This window comes from Klebsiella sp. RHBSTW-00484 (assembly GCF_013705725.1).
GTDB lineage: Bacteria > Pseudomonadota > Gammaproteobacteria > Enterobacterales > Enterobacteriaceae > Klebsiella.
This window is the reverse complement of the sequence record NZ_CP055481.1, coordinates 626,918-646,669: the sequence shown is the minus strand read 5'-3', so window position 1 is coordinate 646,669 and position 19,752 is coordinate 626,918. Positions and strand designations below refer to the sequence as shown.

Here is a 19,752-nt window from a genome sequence, read left to right as displayed (position 1 = left end):
CCGCAACTTGATATATTCCTAATATTCCATCCCATTAAAAGAACTTGTTAGAACAATACTGGAACTCGAGGTATAGTCATTTCGTCGCTCGTTAAGGACGATCGGATCTTTATTACCAGGAGAATTTATGGATAAGTTCATTGACTGGCATCCGGCGGATATCATTGCCGGATTACGCAAAAAAGGGACGTCGCTGGCGGCTGAATCGCGGCGTAATGGTTTGAGTTCCTCCACGCTTGCCAATGCGTTAACCCGCCCCTGGCCCAAAGGTGAGCTAATTATTGCGAACGCGCTGGAAACAACACCATGGATCATTTGGCCATCGCGCTATCACGATCCCAATACCCATCAGTTTATCGACAGGACGCAGATGATGCGTCAAAGGAAGAATAACAAGTAAAGCGAGGTCATACAGACAACAGCCCCCGGACAAGCGTCAGAGGGCTGCTGCCGCTACAGGTTTATTCGCCTTTGACGCGTTCGATATTTGCGCCCAACGCCTGCAGTTTATCTTCAATACGTTCGTAACCACGGTCAATGTGGTAGATACGATCGACAATCGTCGTACCCTCCGCAATGCAGCCCGCCAGCACCAGACTTGCTGACGCACGTAAATCGGTCGCCATCACCTGAGCACCAGAAAGCTGCTCTACGCCGTGACAAATCGCCGTATTGCTCTCGATTTCCGCATGAGCGCCCATACGGATCAGTTCCGGTATGTGCATAAAGCGGTTTTCAAAGATGGTTTCAGTGATCACACCCGTTCCCTCTGCAACCAAATTCAGTAAGGTGAACTGAGCCTGCATATCGGTCGGGAAACCCGGGTGTGGAGCAGTGCGAACGTTGACGGCCTTCGGACGATGACCATGCATATCCAGACTAATCCAGTCCTCACCGGTTTCAATATCTGCCCCGGCATCACGCAGCTTCGCCAGAACAGCATCCAGGGTATCAGGCTGGGCATTACGGCACAGGATCTTACCGCCAGAAATGGCGGCAGCCACCAGGAAAGTACCCGTTTCGATACGGTCTGGTAGAACACGGTATACGCCGCCACCCAAACGCGCGACGCCTTCGATGGTGATACGATCGGTACCCTGACCTTTGATCTTCGCACCCAGCGTATTCAGGAAGTTCGCGGTATCGACAATTTCCGGCTCGCGCGCGGCGTTTTCGATAACAGTAGTGCCTTCCGCCAGCGTCGCAGCACTCATGATGGTCACGGTCGCACCAACGCTGACCTTATCCATCACGATATGCGCGCCCTTTAAACGCCCATTGACCGACGCTTTAACATAGCCTTCTTCCAGTTTGATTTCCGCGCCCAGTTGTTCAAGACCGGTGATATGCAAATCAACCGGACGAGCGCCAATGGCGCAGCCGCCTGGGAGTGAAACCTGGCCCTGACCAAAACGAGCCACCAGCGGCCCCAGCGCCCAAATAGAGGCGCGCATGGTTTTAACCAAATCGTACGGAGCACAGAAGACGTCAACCGGGCCAGCATCGATCCATACAGAACCATTACGCTTAACGTTCGCGCCCAACTGGCTCAGCAGTTTCATGGTGGTATCGATGTCTTTTAGCTTCGGTACGTTTTGGATCTCAATCGGCTCGTCGGCTAACAGCGCGGCAAAGAGGATTGGCAGAGCGGCGTTTTTCGCACCGGAAATCGTGACTTCGCCCTGAAGACGAGTCGGCCCCTGAACACGGAATTTATCCATTGATTCTGTTCTCTGTTAAGAATTCACATACGCTGTGGGGAACATCCCCACAGCTTATAAGCCATTTAGTTTGCGGTCACGCGCCCACTCCTGCGGGGTAAACGCTTTAATCGACAGAGCATGGATGCGGTTGTCGGCAATAAATTCCATTAACGGGGCGTAGATAGCCTGTTGCTTCTTGACCCGGCTCATGCCGTCGAACATCTCACCCACAGCAATAACCTGAAAGTGGCTGCCATCGCCAGAGACGTGGACTTCCTGAAGGGAGAGTGCGTTCATCAGCACGGTCTGAATTTCATGATTTTCCATGGGCTAGTTTTATCTGATAGTGAAAACAGCCCAACATCTTAGAGGAAAGTGGCGCGGTCTTAAACAAGCAAAAAGCCCCATCGAAAAGTTTGATGAGGCTTTCAGAATAGCTTTAGCAGTAAGACACTGAAAAATTATGGGATCATGTCGTCCGGGAGGTTGTAAAGCCCGATCAGGGTTTGCACGTTCTCACTCTTACCCATTAACTGCGCTGCCCGGCCCTGACGACGAATCAGAGCAATGAAATGCACCAATAGCGCCAGACCTGCTGTGTCCACGCGGGTCACCTCATTCAGATCAATTACCGACACGCCATCTGTCGCCTGCGTGCGAGCTTCCCAGAGCGGGACCAGCAGATCCTGGTCCAGCTCCCCGTGCAGCACCAGCGTCTCACCATCGCGAGTCCAGCTCAGCTGCCCGGTCATTATTTTTTCTGTTCCAGAGTAATCGACTGTGCGGAGCTTGTCTTCAGCTGCGCCGTCAGACCATCAATGCCTTTAGTGCGCAGCAGGTCACTCCACTCGTTTTGCTTGGTGGTGATCATGCTCACCCCTTCCGCAATCATATCGTAAGCCTGCCAGTGACCTGTTTGGGTATTTTTACGCCACTGGAAATCCAGACGAACCGGCGGACGACCATTCGGATCGAGGATAGTCACGCGGATTGGAATAATAGTTGCTTCGCCAAGAGGTTGTTCTGGCGCAATCTGGTAAGTCTGCCCGTGATACATTGCCAGCGCCTGGCCGTAAGCCTGTTTCAGATATTCACGGAAAGCGGCGAAATAAGCATCGCGCTGAGCAGGAGTAGCCTCTTTGTAATAACGGCCCAGCACCAGCGCCCCAGCGTATTTTACCTGAACATACGGCAGCAGTTCCTGATCGACGATATCGCGCAGGTAGTTCGGGTTAGCCTGGATCTTCGGCTGCTCATTCTTCAGGCGAACGAAGGTTTTCTGCGCCGCTTCATCCATCAGCTTGTACGGATTAGATTGATCCGCAGCGGTCGCGGCAGTCAAGGGGGCAATCACCAGCATGGCGACCATTAGTAAGCGTTTAAACATATCTTATCTCTCCTGAAATTAATGCGTCGTGCCGGCTGGCTGCGTAGCGTCAGTATGACCCTCATCCACCGCCTGTTCATCGCCAGTATTCTTATTGTCAGTTCCTTTACTGTTGTAAAGAAACTGACCGATCAGATCTTCCAGTACCATTGCAGACTTGGTGTCCTGAATAGTGCCACCATCTTTAAGGATAGAAGTTCCCAGCTCAGGGTCTTCAAAACCAATGTTCATCGCCAGATACTGTTCACCCAGCAGGCCGGAAGTTCTGATTGCCAGCGAGCTGGTATCCGGAATGTGGTTGTAACGCTCATCGATATCGAGAGCCACACGCGGCAGATAGGTTTTCGGGTCGAGCGTGATATCCGCCACGCGCCCTACGACAACACCACCAATACGTACCGGGGACCGCGCTTTCAGACCGCCAATATTGTCAAAGGTGGCGTAGAGTCGATAGGTCGGTTCGGTACGCAAAGAGGTCACGTTTGCCGCCTTCAGGCAGACAAACAGCGCGGCCAGCAGCGCAACCAGTAAGAACACCCCTACCCAGATTTCATTTTTTCTCGTTTGCATGAACTCAATTCCCAAACATCAGCGCAGTCAGCACAAAATCCAGCCCCAGAACCGCCAGCGACGCATGTACCACGGTACGCGTTGTCGCCCGGCTAATCCCGGCGGAAGTGGGGATAGCGTCATAACCGTTAAATAACGCGATCCATGTTACCGTAATGGCGAAAACCAGACTCTTAATCAGGCAGTTAACCAGGTCCATCCGCCAGTCGACGGCATTTTGCATCGCGGTCCAGAAGAATCCACCGTCGATACCCTTCCAGCTAACGCCGACCAGCGATCCCCCCCAGACGCCGACTGCCACGAAAATGATCGTCAACAACGGCAGTGAAATCACCCCGGCCCAGAAACGCGGAGAAATCACGCGGCGAAGCGGATCAACCGCCATCATCTCCATACTGGAGAGCTGCTCGGTCGCACGCATCAGGCCGATTTCAGCGGTCAGCGCCGAACCGGCGCGCCCGGCGAACAGCAGCGCGGCGACAACCGGCCCCAGTTCACGCAGCAGAGACAGCGCCACCAGCATGCCCAGACTGGTTTCGGCGCTATAGGTGGTTAAGACCAGATACCCCTGCAGCCCCAGAACCATACCAATAAACAGCCCCGAGACGATGATGATCAGCATCGACAGCACGCCGACGTTGTATAGCTGACGCATCAGCAGCGGTGCATGCTTACGAAACTCGGGCTTGCCCACTACGGCGTTGAAGAGCATTAATCCAGCACGCCCAAACGTCGCGATACTTTTAATACCACGATGTCCGAGCGCGGCCAGCGCATTTAACAGCATGAGTCGCTTAACTCCCTTTGCCTAATAAATCATGGTGATAGTCGCCCGCGGGATAGCGGAACGGCACAGGGCCGTCGGCAATACCATCAATGAACTGACGAACCCGAGGATCGGCATTTTCACGCAGCGACTGCGCGCTCCCATGCGCCACAACTTTTTTGTCCGCCACAATATACGCAAAGTCCGCAATGCTGAGGACTTCCGGCACATCATGCGAAACCACGATACAAGTGACACCCAGGGTACTGTTGAGTTCAGAAATCAGCTTCACCAGCACTCCCATGGTAATGGGATCCTGCCCGACAAAAGGCTCATCGAACATGATTAGATCAGGTTCCAGCGCAATGGCCCTCGCCAAAGCGGCGCGGCGCGCCATCCCACCGGAGAGCTCGGAAGGCATCAGCTTCGCGGCACCACGCAGCCCGACAGCTTCCAGCTTCATCATCACCGTGGTGTGCAGGAGCGCTTCCGGCAGGCGGGTATGTTCACGCAACGGATAAGCCACGTTATCAAACACGTTCATATCAGTGAACAGCGCGCCGGACTGAAACAGCATGCTCATTCTCTTGCGCACGGTATACAGGCGCGAACGAGACATCTGCGGCACGTTTTCACCATCAAACAGGATCTCGCCCTTGTCTGGTGGGATCTGGCCGCCGATCAGGCGTAACAGGGTAGTTTTGCCGATCCCTGATGGTCCCATGATTGCGGTGATCTTACCGCGAGGCACCGACAGCGAGATGTCGTCGAAAATCACGCGGTCGCTCCTTGAGAAGCGAATACCGCGAACTTCGACTAAATTCGCCAAAGTTTGGCTCATAAAATCATCCTTACTAGACACCCATTGAGCTAAGCATGGCGCTTTCTTTCACCACGAACCCAACATTTTTACAGAATCTTACCTGCCCAGGTTAGCGAAAGCTGGCATTTGTTTTACTTTTGGCACACATAAAGTCAAAATTAAGAATTCGTTACGCTGCCTATGGACGGCCAGCAAGGCGACGATTATACCTGAAGAAAGGACTTTAGATGCTCTTAGCGACGGCTCTGTTAATTATTGGTTTATTGCTGGTTGTCTACAGCGCCGATCGTCTGGTTTACGCCGCTTCAATACTCTGTCGCATGCTGGGGATCCCGCCGCTCATTATCGGTATGACGGTCGTCAGCATCGGTACCAGTCTGCCGGAGATCATCGTATCTGCCGCCGCTTCTCTGCATGGTCAAACCGATCTGGCAATTGGTACGGCACTGGGATCCAACATCACCAATATTTTACTGATCCTTGGTCTCACCGCGCTATTTCAGCCATTTACCGTGCATTCTGATATCCTGCGCCGCGAATTACCGCTAATGTTGCTGGTCAGTTTACTGGCGGGCTTTGTGCTATATGACGGTCAGCTGACGCGTATGGATGGCCTTTTTTTGCTGGCGCTGGCAATACTGTGGCTACTGTTCACGATTAAAATAGCCCGTCTCGCTGAGCGTCAGGGTAACGACAGCCTGACCCGAGAGCAGCTCGCGGAGCTACCGCGCGAAGGTTCGCTTCCTGTCGCCCTACTGTGGTTGGGCGTCGCGATGATTGTGATGCCGATGGCTACGCGTATGGTGGTCGATAACGCTACGGTGCTGGCGAACTTTTTTGCCATCAGCGAACTGACCGTCGGCTTAACGGTGATTGCTATCGGTACCAGTTTGCCAGAGCTGGCAACCGCCATTGCCGGCGCGCGAAAAGGTGAAAACGATATCGCCATCGGCAATATCATCGGCGCTAATATTCTTAATATCGTGCTGGTTCTCGGGCTTCCCGCGCTGATTGCGCCAGGCACCTTCGCCGCCGAGGCCTTTACCCGCGACTATGGCGTCATGCTGCTGGTCAGCCTGATCTTTGCCCTACTGTGCTGGCGGCGTAAACAGGAGCCAGGTCGGCTAGCAGGCCTACTGCTGGTGGGCGGATTTATGCTTTGGTTGGCGATGCTGTTCTGGACAGCGCCGCTCTTCGTTGAATGATTCGGGATAACATTATGTCGCAAATAGATTTGCCAGCGGATTTTGACTTTCAACGGGCAGGCCGTGAGGTTCTGGAAATTGAACGTGAAGGTCTGGCCCAACTTGACCAATATATTAATGAAGATTTCGCCCGCGCCTGTGAGACCATTTTTCACTGCCACGGCAAAGTTGTCGTGATGGGGATGGGCAAGTCTGGTCATATCGGGCGAAAAATGGCGGCTACCTTTGCCAGCACCGGAACTTCATCATTCTTTGTTCATCCAGGCGAGGCCGCCCACGGCGATTTAGGTATGGTCACCCCACGTGATGTGGTTATCGCACTCTCAAATTCGGGTGAGTCAAACGAAATCCTCGCACTTATCCCCGTTCTTAAACGCCAGCAGGTTTCGCTTATTTGTATCACCAGCCGCCCGGAAAGCAGCATGGCGCGCGCAGCGGATATTCATCTGTGCGTGAGGGTGCCAAAAGAGGCTTGTCCCTTAGGACTGGCACCCACCTCAAGCACCACTGCCGCTTTGGTGATGGGCGACGCGCTGGCCGTCGCTCTGCTGGAGGCTCGCGGTTTTACCGCTGAAGATTTTGCCCTGTCACACCCAGGCGGCGCGCTGGGACGTAAGCTGCTGCTGCGGGTCAATGACATCATGCATACCGGCGATGAAATTCCGCACGTAGGCCTTCAGGCCACGCTGCGCGATGCGCTGCTGGAAATCACGCGCAAAAATTTAGGCATGACCGCTATCTGTGATGATGAAATGAATATCATCGGCATCTTCACCGATGGCGATCTGCGTCGGGTCTTTGATACCGGCGTCGATATGCGCAATGCCAGTATTGCCGAGGTGATGACCCGAGGTGGCATCCGTATTCGCCCCGGTATCCTGGCCGTCGATGCGCTGAACCTGATGCAATCCCGTCATATCACCTGCGTGTTGGTTGCTGATGGCGACCGTCTGGTAGGTGTGGTACATATGCACGATCTCTTGCGCGCGGGCGTAGTGTAAGTAAGGAAAAAATAATGAATAATGCTGATGCCCTGATCGCGACCTGTTATGGGCCGGTAAGTCAGGGCTTTATTGATCGCGCAGCGAAGATCCGTTTACTGATCCTCGATGTCGATGGCGTCCTGTCCGATGGACTTATCTTCATGGGCAACCACGGCGAAGAGCTAAAAGCGTTTAACGTACGTGATGGCTACGGGATCCGTTGCGCCCTGACTTCAGATATTGAAGTGGCGATAATTACCGGACGAAAAGCTAAACTGGTAGAAGACCGTTGCCAAACTCTTGGCATCACGCATCTGTACCAGGGTCAGTCTAATAAACTGCTGGCATTTCATGAATTACTGAACAAACTGGCCGTTCGCGCTGATGAAGTGGCCTATATCGGTGACGATCTGATCGATTGGCCGGTGATGGCTGAGGTTGGTTTAAGCGTAGCGGTGGCAGATGCGCACCCGTTGCTGATCCCGCGCGCAGATTATGTCACTCGCATTAATGGCGGTCGCGGAGCGGTACGGGAAGTTTGCGATTTGCTACTATTGGCGCAGGGCAAGTTGGATGAGGCCAAAGGGCAATCTATATGAGTAAAACCAGACGTTGGGTTATCATTTTACTGTCGCTGGTCGCGCTGATCCTGATCGGCCTGAACCTGGCGAGTACGGACGAGACCACCCAACAAGCGGTCAATCCTGATGACCCAACGTATACCAGTGAGCATACCGATACCGTCGTTTATAGCCCGGAAGGGGCGCTTAACTACCGGCTGATCGCTGAACACGTTGAGTATTTTTCCGAACAGCAACTTTCGTGGTTCGCAAAACCGGTAATGACCACCTTTGATACTAGCAAAGTACCAACCTGGTCTATCAAAGCGGATAAAGCCAAGTTGACGAATGACCGCATGCTGTATCTTTACGGGCACGTTGAAGTGAATGCGCTGACGGCGGATTCTCAACTGCGCAAAATTACGACGGATAACGCCCAGATAAACCTGGTGACGCAGGATGTTACCTCCGATGACATGGTGACGTTGTACGGAACAACATTTAATTCCAGCGGCCTGAAAATGCGCGGGAACCTGCGCAGCAAAAATGCCGAGCTGATTGAAAAGGTTAGAACCTCATATGAAATTCAGAACAAACAAACTCAGCCTTAAGATTGCGCTCGCCAGCGCCTTACTGGCCGCCAGCCTGCCGGCACTGGCAAAAACCGGTGACACCGATCAGCCAATTCATATTGAATCCGATCAGCAGTCGCTTGATATGCAAGGTAATGTCGTCACGTTTACTGGTAATGTCGTTGTTACCCAGGGAACCATCAAAATCAACGCCGACAAAGTTGTCGTAACTCGCCCGGGCGGAGAGAAAGGCAAAGAGGTTATTGACGGTTATGGTAACCCAGCGACCTTCTTCCAGATGCAGGACAACGGCAAGCCGGTTAAAGGCCGGGCGTCAAAAATGCATTATGAACTGCAAAATGACTTTGTCGTGCTGACCGGCAATGCGCATCTGGAACAGATCGATAGCAATATCCAGGGTGACAAAATCACCTATCTGGTAAAAGAGCAAAAAATGCAGGCGTTCAGCAATAAAGGTGGGCGAGTGACCACGGTACTGGTTCCTTCGCAGCTGCAGGACAAAGGCACCGACCAGTCAAAGAAGGGTAAGTAATTCGTTATGGCAACATTAACTGCAAAGAATCTCGCCAAAGCCTACAAAGGTCGCCGCGTGGTGGAAGATGTCAGTCTGACCGTGAATTCAGGTGAGATTGTTGGCCTGCTCGGCCCGAACGGTGCGGGTAAAACCACTACCTTCTATATGGTCGTCGGTATCGTTCCGCGCGACGCTGGCAACATCATTATTGACGATGAAGACATCAGTCTGCTGCCACTACATGCCCGCGCGCGCCGCGGTATCGGCTATCTGCCGCAGGAAGCGTCCATTTTCCGTCGCCTGAGCGTGTACGATAACCTGATGGCGGTATTGCAGATCCGTGACGACTTAAGCAACGAGCAGCGTGAAGATCGCGCGAAAGAGTTGATGGAAGAGTTTCACATTGAGCACCTGCGCGATAACCTCGGCCAGGCGCTCTCCGGTGGTGAACGTCGCCGCGTCGAAATCGCCCGTGCGCTGGCCGCTAACCCGAAATTTATCCTGCTGGATGAACCTTTTGCTGGCGTCGACCCTATTTCCGTCATCGATATCAAACGTATCATTGAGCATCTGCGCGATAGCGGCCTGGGCGTCCTGATTACCGACCATAACGTCAGGGAAACGCTCGCCGTTTGTGAACGTGCCTATATCGTCAGCCAGGGTCATCTGATAGCTCACGGTACACCTCAACAAATCCTTGAAGACGAGCAGGTTAAGCGCGTGTATCTTGGGGAAGACTTCAGACTCTGATAGGGTAGAGGTTACAGACGTTTTAGCCGGAGATATTGGCCCTGAATATGAAGCAAGGTTTGCAATTAAGGCTAAGCCAACAGCTTGCCATGACGCCACAACTGCAGCAGGCGATTCGTTTACTGCAGTTGTCCACGTTAGAACTCCAGCAAGAACTCCAGCAGGCGCTGGATAGCAACCCGTTGCTGGAGCAAACCGATCTTCACGATGAGGTAGAAACCAAAGAGGCCGAGGATCGCGAATCTCTGGATACTGTCGATGCCCTTGAGCAAAAAGATATGCCTGAAGAACTGCCGCTTGATGCCAGCTGGGATGAGATTTATACAGCAGGAACGCCATCAGGTAACGGCGTCGATTATCAGGATGACGAACTGCCAGTCTACCAGGGTGAGACCACTCAAAGCCTGCAAGATTACCTAATGTGGCAGGTTGAACTTACACCGTTCACTGATACCGATCGCGCCATCGCGACCTCCATCGTCGATGCCGTTGATGATACCGGCTACCTCACAATTTCTGTCGAAGACATCGTTGAGAGCATTGGCGATGATGAAATCGGACTTGAAGAAGTTGAAGCCGTCCTCAAGCGCATTCAGCGTTTCGACCCCGTCGGCGTAGCGGCAAAAGATCTTCGCGACTGCCTGCTGGTTCAACTTTCGCAGTTTGCCAGAGAAACACCCTGGATTGATGAAGCACGTCAGATCATCAGCGATCACCTTGATCTACTAGCGAATCATGATTTCCGCTCTCTCATGCGCGTAACCCGCCTCAAAGAAGAAGTATTGAAGGAAGCGGTAAGCCTGATCCAATCTCTGGATCCGCGTCCGGGTCAATCCATTCAAACCGGCGAACCAGAATATGTCATTCCTGACGTGCTGGTGCGTAAGGTGAATGACCATTGGGTTGTTGAACTCAATTCAGATAGCCTACCGCGCCTGAAGATCAATCAGCACTATGCTGCCATGGGTAACAGCACACGCAATGATGCCGACGGCCAGTTTATCCGCAGCAATCTGCAAGAGGCTCGCTGGCTGATCAAGAGCCTGGAGAGCCGTAACGATACGCTCCTGCGCGTTAGCCGCTGCATTGTTGAGCAGCAGCAGGCCTTTTTCGAGAAAGGTGAAGAGCATATGAAGCCGATGGTACTGGCTGATATTGCTCAGGCCGTCGAAATGCATGAATCGACCATTTCACGCGTTACTACCCAAAAATACCTGCATAGTCCACGCGGTATTTTTGAGCTGAAGTATTTCTTCTCCAGCCATGTAAGCACAGAAGGCGGCGGCGAAGCATCGTCGACGGCCATTCGCGCGCTGGTGAAGAAGTTAATCGCCGCGGAGAACCCCGCGAAGCCGTTGAGCGACAGTAAGCTCACCACCATGTTATCCGATCAGGGTATTATGGTGGCGCGCCGCACCGTCGCTAAGTATCGAGAGTCTTTATCCATTCCGCCGTCGAATCAGCGTAAACAACTGGTTTGACCCAACCGATAAGGAAGACACTATGCAGCTCAACATTACAGGACACAACGTAGAAATAACCCCTGCTCTGCGCGATTTTGTTAACACAAAATTTAGCAAGCTGGAGCAGTTTTTCGATAGGATCAATCAGGTCTACATTGTGTTAAAGGTAGAGAAGGTAACGCAAATTGCGGATGCCAACCTGCATGTCAACGGTGGTGAAATCCATGCCAGTGCGGAAGGGCAGGATATGTATGCCGCTATCGATGGTCTTATTGATAAGCTGGCAAGACAGCTAACAAAACATAAAGATAAACTGAAACAACGCTAATTGTCCGGGCATAACCTACGCCAACCGCCAGCAGGCGGTTGGTCAGGGCGAGCTCAGGTGAAATTATGATAAATAACGATTCGGCTCTACAACTGAGCAATGTCCTTAACCAGGAATGTACCCGTAGCCAGGTTCACTGCCAGAGCAAGAAACGTGCCCTGGAAATCATCAGCGAGCTGGCAGCAAAACAGCTAGGCTTGCCGCCTCAGGTGGTGTTCGAAGCGATCCTCACTCGCGAGAAAATGGGCAGCACCGGGATCGGTAACGGTATCGCGATCCCACACGGAAAACTCGAAGAGGATACGCTGCGGGCCGTTGGCGTTTTTGTCCAACTGGAAACCCCGATCGCTTTTGATGCGATCGATAATCAACCTGTCGATCTCCTGTTTGCGCTTCTCGTTCCAGCCGATCAGACCAAAACTCATCTGCATACGCTTTCACTGGTCGCAAAACGTCTGGCGGATAAAGCAACCTGTCGCCGACTACGCGCCGCCCAAAGCAACGAAGAGTTGTATGAAATTATCACCGAAGCAGGAAGCAGCGATGGGGCATAACGGGAGTCGCACCTTACTCTTTATCGTACTGAGGAGAAACGGTACATGGTACTGATGATCGTCAGCGGCCGTTCAGGATCGGGGAAATCCGTTGCCCTGCGAGCGCTGGAAGATATGGGTTTCTACTGCGTGGACAACCTGCCGGTGGTTCTGTTACCTGAACTGGCTCGCTCGCTTGCAGATAGAAATATCTCGGCTGCCGTCAGCATTGACGTACGTAACATGCCTGAGTCACCGGAAATCTTTGAGCAGGCAATGAAAAATCTGCCCGCAGAATTTTCGCCTCAGTTGCTGTTTCTTGACGCCGATCGCAACACCTTAATTCGCCGCTACAGCGATACGCGCCGCTTACATCCGCTGTCGAGCAAAAATCTGTCGCTCGAAAGCGCTATTGATGAAGAGAGCGACCTGCTGGAACCGCTGCGTTCTCGCGCCGATCTGATCGTCGATACTTCCGAGATGTCGGTGCATGAGCTGGCCGAAATGCTGCGTACCCGTTTGCTAGGCAAACGCGAACGTGAGCTGACGATGGTCTTCGAATCTTTCGGCTTCAAGCATGGTATCCCTATCGATGCCGACTACGTTTTCGATGTGCGCTTCCTGCCTAATCCGCACTGGGATCCGAAACTGCGCCCGATGACAGGTCTGGACAAACCTGTCGCCGCCTTCCTCGACCGACACACGGAAGTTCACAATTTTATCTACCAGACTCGTAGCTATCTTGAACTATGGTTACCCATGCTGGAAACCAATAATCGCAGCTATCTGACGGTGGCCATTGGTTGTACTGGCGGTAAACACCGTTCGGTCTACATCGCCGAACAGCTGGCTGACTACTTCCGCTCACGCGGTAAGAACGTGCAGTCTCGTCATCGGACGCTGGAAAAACGTAAATCATGACCGTTAAGCAAACCGTTGAGATCACCAATAAGCTGGGCATGCATGCCCGCCCGGCAATGAAGTTGTTTGAGTTAATGCAGAACTATGATGCTGAAGTCCTGCTGCGCAATGATGAAGGCACTGAGGCAGAGGCCAATAGCGTAATTGCCCTGCTGATGCTTGACTCAGCCAAAGGACGTCAGATTGAGATTGAAGCGAATGGCCCGCAGGAAGTTGAAGCGCTAGCAGCGGTTATCGCGCTGTTCAACGCCGGTTTTGATGAAGACTAGCACAACCCCCGGTTGCGTCGCGTGATGCTTACCGGGGTTATAAATTTAGCCACTATAAACATCAATGTAGCTTATTTTTCTGCATAAACCCTTCCCCACCCAACTGACGCATCTGGCGTAAAATCCACGCTTGCCGACTACGGATATATCCTGACGGTGCGTCTGCGCGAAAGCGTATCGGGTTAGGCAGGACCGCAGCTAACAGCGCCGCTTCAGAAGCGGTCAACTTACTGGCCGGTTTATGAAAATAGCGCTGTGATGCGGCTTCCACACCAAACGTCCCTTCACCAAACTCAGCAATATTCAAATAAACCGTGAGGATGCGTTTTTTGCTCCAGACGGTCTCGATACCAACGGTCAGCCCAGCCTCCAGCCCTTTTCTCAGCCAGCTGCGACCATCCCACAAGAACAGATTCTTTGCTGTCTGCTGTGATAGCGTTGAGGCACCGCGAATGCGGTTCTCGTTGCGCTCATTATGTGCCAACGCCTTCTCAATGGCGGAAACATCAAAACCCCAGTGCTCAGGGAATTTCTGATCTTCAGCAGCAATAACCGCAAGCCCCATCCAGGGAGATATCTCATCCATCCCCACCCAATCAGAATGGGCGACGTAATGAAAATTCCCAGAGGCCCAGGCACTGATCTGCCGCTCCAGCATCACGGCCGAAAAAGGAACCGGCACGATGCTAAACAGCACAATGCCACCGCCCCATACCACCAAACATGCCAACAACAACCGCAGCAAAAGACGTTTGATCATTCGCAACGGGGAAAAACGAGACTTCATGCAGTCAGAACCAGCACGCGAGCGACCAGTTTTTCAATTCCGCTCGCCGCTTCAGCAATATTCTGCGCCAGCATATATGCCGGAGTCGTCACCACTTTGTGGTCTTCATCAACCACTATGTCATCGACCGGACAAGGCACGTGTTCAGCGCCCATCTCCTCTAATGCATCTGCGGTATCCAGATCGGTGCCGATAGTCACGCGTAGCGGAAATGAGAAAATTTTAGGTAGCAACGCCGGAGCGATACAGATAAAACCCAACGGTTTACCCGCCAGATGCATGGCCAGAGCCAGTTCTTTCAGATCGCTATCCACCGTACATTCACTGCCCTGGGAAGCAAAGCTACTGAGGTTTTTCGCCGCGCCAAATCCGCCGGGCACAATTAGCGCATCCAGCTCATCCGCTCGGGCATCTGCCAGGGGCCGAATTTCCCCGCGCACAATACGTGCGGCCTCAACGAGCACATTACGGCTTTCAGCCTGCGCTTCCCCGGTCAAATGGTTGATAACATCAGTTTGTACTTTATCAGGTGCAAAACAGATGGCCTGGGCGCCGCTGCGAGCAATCGCCAGCAAGGTAATAACCGCTTCATGAATTTCGCTACCGTCATAAACGCCGCAACCGCTTAGCACCACACCAATTTTCTTCATCACATCAGCCCCTTAGTACAAGTTTATGGAACCAGTCAAAAATTTTGATTTACTCGCTATGCTTCACATATTTTACCGATTCACGTAACAAATTATTTAAGCTTTGCTATCTTAATCAGCGAGCAAGCCAAATCCTCAGGTTGCGCCGTGTAAAAAAACCACTCAAATGATTCTGGCACAACAACCAGTTCCCTGGTGTTGGCGCAGTATTCGCGCACCCCGGTTTATCCGGGGTCATTTTTTACCAGCCGCCGCTACCCACGCTTTCAGTACCGCAACGTCGCTTTGCCACTCGGATTTCATCTCTTCAACCCATTCTGCAACGTTATCTGACCATGCCGGCAAATCTGGTGACTGAATCTGTTGCCCAAGCTGCTGAATGTGACGCAAACCAATTGAGCCAGCCGCCCCCTTAATTTTATGCCCTTCGTCGACAATGCCTTTCTGGTCACGCGCGGTTAGATTCGATTCCAGAACCGCCAGATAGCCCGGCATCATTCTCTCGAAAACCGCCAGACCGTCATTGATAAGCTTCGGTCCCACCAGTTCGATATACTGCTCAAGCATCGGAATATCCAGTACAGAAGCCGATTTATTGACATCTACAGATGGCATATCGTTTTCCTCCTCTTCAGGTGAATCCCAGAATTTTTTGATAATTGCAGTTAGCGCCGGGACCGATAACGGTTTACTCAGGACATCGTCCATCCCGGCGTCCAGATACTCGTTTTTGTTCTTCAGTACATTAGCGGTGAGCGCCACCAGCGGCGGGAGTTCATCAGCAGCAAAGCGTTGTTTTAGCTGGCGAGAGATATCCAGTCCCGTCATATCCGGCAGTTGAATATCGAGCAGAACCAGGTCGTATTCGCCCGGCAAAAACATCTCCAGCGCGGCCTTACCGGTCATTGCCACATCCACGCTATTGCCTAGTTTCTCCAGCACCGAGCGCGCGACGATCACATTCAGTTCAATATCTTCCACCAACAACACGTTCAGCGCCGGTAATGGCATTTCATCTTCTGCCAAAGTGTCTTCGACTTCTTCAGCAATAGCAGGTGCATGTACGGTGAGCGTAAAGGTCGCCCCTTTACCCGGCAGGCTGGAAACGCAGATATCACCGCCCATGTTGCGCGCCAGACGACGCGATACCGCAAGGCCAATACCGGTGCCGGTCGCGGGTTTGCCTCCCTGGCTATCTTTAACCTGATAATACATGGCGAAGATTTTGTCTTGTTCCGCCTCAGGAATACCAATACCGGAGTCTTCTACTTCAAAATGCAGAATATCGCCTTCGTCATAACGCACGCGGACGTTCACATTCCCGCCCTGCGGAGTAAATTTCACCGCGTTACTAATGAGGTTCCACAGAATCTGGCGCAGCCGCGTACCGTCGGTTATCACTTGATGCGGCAGCGGAAGGGCGGGATCCAGCACAAAGTGCAGACCTTTCTGCTGCGCCTGCAGGCCAGAGAGGTTTTCCAGATCAGCGAGGAAGCCAGTGAAATCAACCGGCTGATTATCCAGCTGAATTTTACGCCGCTCCATTTTGTCCATCTCAATAATATCGTTGAAGATATTACCCAGCGTCACGGCTGAGACATGGATAGTTTTCAGGTATTTTTCCTGCTCTCCGGTTAGATCGGTATCAAGCAGGATCCTGCTAAGCCCCACGATGCCATTAAGCGGCGTACGCAGCTCGTGGCTAATGGTAGAAATAAAGGTGGTCTTATCACGGCTGGCCCTCTCCAGCGCGTCCTGATAGCGCTTACGCTCGGTAATATCGCGACCGAAGCCCATCAAGCCACGTCGCTTACCTACGCGGTCATAATAAGGTACCTTGCGGATTTCAAAGCAGGCCTTGCGCCCATCTGGATAATCCAGCCACTGCTCATAGGTCAGCGATACGTTATGACGGAAAACTTTCTCATCCGTTTCCAGCACTTTCTCCGCCACTTCTGCGCCATAAACATCCTGTGGCTTCAGATGAATTAGCTGCTTTTCACTTTTACCGGTCAGCAGTTCCATCGCCCGGTTGCAGCCAGAAAATTCCTTGTCTTCATTACGATAGAAAACCAGATCCGGTGACGCATCAAGGAAGGAGCGCAGGAAGGAGGATTGCTGCTCAAGCTGAATTTGCGCCTCTTCACGTTCCTTCATCTCAATTTTCAGTTGCTCAAGCGTCGTTTCACGTTCTGCTTCAGCTTTTTCACGTTCGCCGATTTCCTGATTAAGCTGGGCGATGTTGTCCTTAAGCTGCACATTCAACTTGAGATCGCGCTCGCGCATCTCCTCCAGCTTCTCCACTAGCCGCGAGAGGCGCTGCCGGGACTCTTCCAGTTGCTCAACAACGACTGAGAGGAAATAGACCGCCCACGGGGTAATCAGCAGGCCAAAGAAGATGGAGCGGATAACATCAATACTTTCTACCTGGCCGTGCAGCACCATGGTCACGGCCATTTGCACCACAATCGCCAGTACCACCAGCGCAAGGGCCAGCAGCATGGAAAAGCGCACCAGACCCAACTTCATCATCAGGTCAACATAATACTGCGCCAGCATACGGATTTGCTTCATAGGGGATTCCTTCACGACAACTTCGCACAATAATACTCAATTCTGAGCAAGACGCTGTAAGTTGTGCCAAAAATGCGGGAAGGATTGTGTTACGCGGCTGACCCTGGATTGCAGTCAGCCGGAATATAGATTGGAAACAGAGCTGGTCTTTAGCGTTTACTGAGTGCTTCCCATAGCCCTTTGAGGTAGGTTACTCCAAGTGCGCGATCGTACAACCCATAGCCTGGACGTCCCGTCTCCCCCCAAATAAAGCGCCCATGATCCGGACGGATATAGCCGCTAAAACCATTGTCATAAAGCGCCTGCATCACTTTATACATATCTAAAGAGCCGAATTCTGACGGGTGAGCGCACTCATAAAAGTCTTTGTCTTTGATGAGGTTTATATTACGCACGTGGGCAAAATGAATACGCTTGCGGCGAGTAAACTCGGCCAGAATCGAGTAAACATCATTGGCCGGGTCTTCCGCGATAGAGCCGGTACAAAGGGTGATGCCATTCGCCTCTGAATCTACCGCCCGGCAAATCCAGTCCAGATCGTCACGATTTTTCACCACTCGCGGTAGACCGAAAATTGAGTACGGCGGATCGTCCGGATGAATTGCCATTTTCACCCCCACCTCTTCACAAACGGGGATCACTGCATTCAGAAAATAGACCAGGTTTTCGCGTAGAGCCTGGTCATCAACATCTTTATATTGAGCAAACAGGTCCTGAACTTTTGCCAGGCGCTCTGGTTCCCAGCCCGGTAGCGCAAATCCATTCGAATTTTCCAGAACCTCTTTCACCACCTCTTCGAGACTCTTATCAATGTCTTTCTTCTCGAAAGCCATCGTCAGGGAGCCATCCGGCAGAACATAGTTCATATCCGTCTTCATCCAGTCAAAAACTGGCATGAAGTTGTAGCAAATCACCTTAACGCCAAACTGAGCAAGATTGCGGATAGTTTGCTGATAATTGGCGATATAACGCTCGCGGGAAGGTAAACCGATCTTAATATCGTCATGAATATTGACGCTTTCAATGACTTCCATTTTAAGCCCGGCCGCATGGGCTTGCTTCACCAAAGCCTCAATTTTATCAACTGGCCAGACCTCGCCGACGGCGACATCATAAAGTGCGCCTACAACACCTTCAACACCCGGAACCTGGCGAATATATTCCAGAGAGACCTTATCTTCATCTGGACCAAACCAACGCATTGTCATCTGCATACGAAACCACCTGAGTCAATGTTATCAATAAACAATAGCCTACTACCATACCAGTTTTTATCACCAGAGATATAATGACGATAGTGACAACGATCACATTACTTTTTGCAGGCTGTAGTGAAAGGGACTCGTGACGTTTTTCATTATTTCGTGGTTACCGGAGACACCCAGCCAGGACCGATGGCTGAGCCCTGGACACCGTGCTGATTAAGGTATTTATCCAGCTCAACCATCCCGGTCCAGCGGTTCTCACACCACAGCGGTGCCAGCAGCGTCGGACGACGAGCACTGGCAGAAATACGGTGATAAATAATCTCAGGTGGGGTATGGCGAATCATCTCTCCTGCAGTGACCGTATAGTCGTCCAGTTCAATACCGTTCAACCTTCCGGCTTCCCACGCTTTTGCCATGATGCTGCCCTTCACAATATGAAGTGGATGCAGCTTAATGCCATCAACGCCGGTTTCAACCACCCGATCCAGGGTTTGCAGGCAATGATGCTGCCCCTCTCCCGGTAGCCCGACAATCAGATGTGAACATACTTTCAGGCCACGTTCACGCGCCAGTCGGGTCGTGTGCTGATAACAGGCAAAATCGTGACCACGATTTATCCGATGCAGCGTTTTATCATGTGCGGTTTGCAGCCCAAGCTCCAGCCATACTTCATAACCCAACTCCCGATATTCGCTAAGTAAATCCAATACCGCTTCAGGCACACAGTCCGGACGAGTGCCGACGCACAGCCCAACCATATTGGCTTGGCTCACCGCCTGTTGATACATGGACCGCAGCACCTGAACTTCGGCAAAAGTGCTGGTGTAGGCCTGAAAATAGGCCAGATAGCGCTGAGCGCGATTAACCCGCTGCGCCTGATGTGCAAGCTGTTCGGCAATCGAAATATACTGCTGTTGTTCATCAGCGAAAGAAGCCACATTACAAAATGTGCAGCCGCCACGACCAATAGTGCCATCGCGATTTGGACAGCTAAATCCACCATGCAGCGTCAGTTTATGAACCTTTTCGCCATAACGACGCGCAAGATCCCCACCAAACATATTGACTAATTTTTGTAACTGCATAATCTGATAGACCGGCCTTAAGAAAAGGGCCAAGCCTGCCATTTTTAGCTACCGACGGCGATGACCTGGATCAATCGTCA

The 19,752-nt window shown here is 52.1% G+C and carries 24 protein-coding genes; 12 read left to right on the top strand and 12 right to left on the bottom strand.

The annotated features are described in order from the left end of the window. The first annotated feature begins 127 nt into the window (after positions 1 to 127). Positions 128 to 400: a DNA-binding transcriptional regulator SfsB gene (gene sfsB / locus HV213_RS03055; RefSeq protein WP_181484723.1), complete on the top strand. Its 273-nt coding sequence runs from the start codon at positions 128 to 130 to the stop codon at positions 398 to 400. Between the two features lie 61 nt (positions 401 to 461). Here sfsB and murA read toward each other — a convergent pair whose 3' ends face one another. The 7 genes from murA to mlaF all read right to left on the bottom strand — a co-directional run bounded on the left by murA (position 462) and on the right by mlaF (position 5,267). Further along, on the bottom strand, positions 462 to 1,721 hold the full coding sequence (murA, locus tag HV213_RS03050) for a UDP-N-acetylglucosamine 1-carboxyvinyltransferase (protein WP_112213559.1): 1,260 nt from the start codon (positions 1,719 to 1,721) through the stop codon (positions 462 to 464). A gap of 54 nt (positions 1,722 to 1,775) precedes the next feature. Continuing rightward, positions 1,776 to 2,030 carry a BolA family iron metabolism protein IbaG gene (gene ibaG / locus HV213_RS03045; RefSeq protein WP_110272855.1) on the bottom strand — a complete coding sequence of 85 codons (255 nt, stop codon included), beginning with the start codon at positions 2,028 to 2,030 and terminating at the stop codon, positions 1,776 to 1,778. Positions 2,031 to 2,164: 134 nt separating this feature from the next. Then, positions 2,165 to 2,455, bottom strand: a complete 291-nt coding sequence (mlaB, locus tag HV213_RS03040; RefSeq protein WP_181484722.1) for a lipid asymmetry maintenance protein MlaB — start codon at positions 2,453 to 2,455, stop codon at positions 2,165 to 2,167. After that, on the bottom strand, positions 2,455 to 3,090 hold the full coding sequence (gene mlaC, locus HV213_RS03035) for a phospholipid-binding protein MlaC (protein WP_181484721.1): 636 nt from the start codon (positions 3,088 to 3,090) through the stop codon (positions 2,455 to 2,457). Before mlaC ends, mlaB begins: the two co-directional genes overlap by 1 nt. 18 nt (positions 3,091 to 3,108) lie before the next feature. Continuing rightward, entirely contained in the window at positions 3,109 to 3,660 is a 552-nt protein-coding gene (mlaD, locus tag HV213_RS03030; protein WP_181484720.1) for an outer membrane lipid asymmetry maintenance protein MlaD, read from the bottom strand. A 4-nt stretch (positions 3,661 to 3,664) separates the two neighbouring features. Next, positions 3,665 to 4,447 (bottom strand): lipid asymmetry maintenance ABC transporter permease subunit MlaE, encoded by a 783-nt coding sequence (gene mlaE, locus HV213_RS03025; RefSeq protein WP_110272851.1) that lies wholly within the window; start codon positions 4,445 to 4,447, stop codon positions 3,665 to 3,667. Between the two features lie 7 nt (positions 4,448 to 4,454). Beyond that, the gene (gene mlaF, locus HV213_RS03020) at positions 4,455 to 5,267 is read right to left on the bottom strand and encodes a phospholipid ABC transporter ATP-binding protein MlaF (RefSeq protein ID WP_110272850.1); all 813 of its coding nucleotides are present in this window, start codon (positions 5,265 to 5,267) and stop codon (positions 4,455 to 4,457) included. A gap of 209 nt (positions 5,268 to 5,476) precedes the next feature. On the opposite strand from mlaF, the gene HV213_RS03015 reads away from it, so the two are divergent. The 11 genes from HV213_RS03015 to npr all read left to right on the top strand — a co-directional run bounded on the left by HV213_RS03015 (position 5,477) and on the right by npr (position 13,368). After that, positions 5,477 to 6,454: a calcium/sodium antiporter gene (locus HV213_RS03015; RefSeq protein ID WP_181484719.1), complete on the top strand. Its 978-nt coding sequence runs from the start codon at positions 5,477 to 5,479 to the stop codon at positions 6,452 to 6,454. Beyond that, entirely contained in the window at positions 6,451 to 7,455 is a 1,005-nt protein-coding gene (gene kdsD / locus HV213_RS03010; RefSeq protein WP_442788135.1) for an arabinose-5-phosphate isomerase KdsD, read from the top strand. The genes HV213_RS03015 and kdsD overlap by 4 nt, the downstream gene beginning before the upstream one ends. A gap of 14 nt (positions 7,456 to 7,469) precedes the next feature. Continuing rightward, positions 7,470 to 8,036, top strand: a complete 567-nt coding sequence (gene kdsC, locus HV213_RS03005; protein WP_110272848.1) for a 3-deoxy-manno-octulosonate-8-phosphatase KdsC — start codon at positions 7,470 to 7,472, stop codon at positions 8,034 to 8,036. Continuing rightward, positions 8,033 to 8,608 (top strand): LPS export ABC transporter periplasmic protein LptC, encoded by a 576-nt coding sequence (lptC, locus tag HV213_RS03000; protein WP_181484717.1) that lies wholly within the window; start codon positions 8,033 to 8,035, stop codon positions 8,606 to 8,608. Before kdsC ends, lptC begins: the two co-directional genes overlap by 4 nt. After that, on the top strand, positions 8,577 to 9,122 hold the full coding sequence (gene lptA, locus HV213_RS02995) for a lipopolysaccharide ABC transporter substrate-binding protein LptA (RefSeq protein WP_110272846.1): 546 nt from the start codon (positions 8,577 to 8,579) through the stop codon (positions 9,120 to 9,122). The genes lptC and lptA overlap by 32 nt, the downstream gene beginning before the upstream one ends. Before the next feature lie 6 nt (positions 9,123 to 9,128). Further along, positions 9,129 to 9,854 carry an LPS export ABC transporter ATP-binding protein gene (lptB, locus tag HV213_RS02990; protein WP_110272845.1) on the top strand — a complete coding sequence of 242 codons (726 nt, stop codon included), beginning with the start codon at positions 9,129 to 9,131 and terminating at the stop codon, positions 9,852 to 9,854. 47 nt (positions 9,855 to 9,901) lie between these two features. Next, positions 9,902 to 11,335, top strand: coding sequence for an RNA polymerase factor sigma-54 (gene rpoN, locus HV213_RS02985; protein ID WP_112213552.1), 1,434 nt, complete (start codon positions 9,902 to 9,904; stop codon positions 11,333 to 11,335). A 22-nt stretch (positions 11,336 to 11,357) separates the two neighbouring features. Further along, positions 11,358 to 11,645: a ribosome hibernation promoting factor gene (hpf, locus tag HV213_RS02980; protein WP_112213551.1), complete on the top strand. Its 288-nt coding sequence runs from the start codon at positions 11,358 to 11,360 to the stop codon at positions 11,643 to 11,645. A gap of 65 nt (positions 11,646 to 11,710) precedes the next feature. Next, on the top strand, positions 11,711 to 12,199 hold the full coding sequence (ptsN, locus tag HV213_RS02975; RefSeq protein ID WP_110272842.1) for a PTS IIA-like nitrogen regulatory protein PtsN: 489 nt from the start codon (positions 11,711 to 11,713) through the stop codon (positions 12,197 to 12,199). A 45-nt stretch (positions 12,200 to 12,244) separates the two neighbouring features. Further along, positions 12,245 to 13,099: an RNase adapter RapZ gene (rapZ, locus tag HV213_RS02970; RefSeq protein ID WP_004106169.1), complete on the top strand. Its 855-nt coding sequence runs from the start codon at positions 12,245 to 12,247 to the stop codon at positions 13,097 to 13,099. Continuing rightward, a complete protein-coding gene (gene npr, locus HV213_RS02965) occupies positions 13,096 to 13,368 on the top strand; it encodes a PTS phosphocarrier protein NPr (RefSeq protein WP_004106170.1) in 273 nt (90 codons plus the stop codon). The genes rapZ and npr overlap by 4 nt, the downstream gene beginning before the upstream one ends. A 61-nt stretch (positions 13,369 to 13,429) precedes the next feature. Here the strand turns inward: npr and mtgA are convergent, their stop codons facing one another. The 5 genes from mtgA to HV213_RS02940 form a co-directional block, all read right to left on the bottom strand. Then, entirely contained in the window at positions 13,430 to 14,155 is a 726-nt protein-coding gene (mtgA, locus tag HV213_RS02960; protein ID WP_181484716.1) for a monofunctional biosynthetic peptidoglycan transglycosylase, read from the bottom strand. Then, positions 14,152 to 14,805 carry an isoprenoid biosynthesis glyoxalase ElbB gene (elbB, locus tag HV213_RS02955; protein WP_181486322.1) on the bottom strand — a complete coding sequence of 218 codons (654 nt, stop codon included), beginning with the start codon at positions 14,803 to 14,805 and terminating at the stop codon, positions 14,152 to 14,154. The genes mtgA and elbB overlap by 4 nt, the downstream gene beginning before the upstream one ends. Before the next feature lie 234 nt (positions 14,806 to 15,039). Beyond that, on the bottom strand, positions 15,040 to 17,379 hold the full coding sequence (gene arcB / locus HV213_RS02950; protein ID WP_181484715.1) for an aerobic respiration two-component sensor histidine kinase ArcB: 2,340 nt from the start codon (positions 17,377 to 17,379) through the stop codon (positions 15,040 to 15,042). 149 nt (positions 17,380 to 17,528) lie between these two features. Continuing rightward, entirely contained in the window at positions 17,529 to 18,593 is a 1,065-nt protein-coding gene (gene uxuA, locus HV213_RS02945; RefSeq protein WP_181484714.1) for a mannonate dehydratase, read from the bottom strand. Between the two features lie 143 nt (positions 18,594 to 18,736). After that, on the bottom strand, positions 18,737 to 19,672 hold the full coding sequence (locus HV213_RS02940) for a tRNA modification radical SAM protein MnmL/YtqA (RefSeq protein WP_112213545.1): 936 nt from the start codon (positions 19,670 to 19,672) through the stop codon (positions 18,737 to 18,739). Positions 19,673 to 19,752 lie beyond the last annotated feature (80 nt).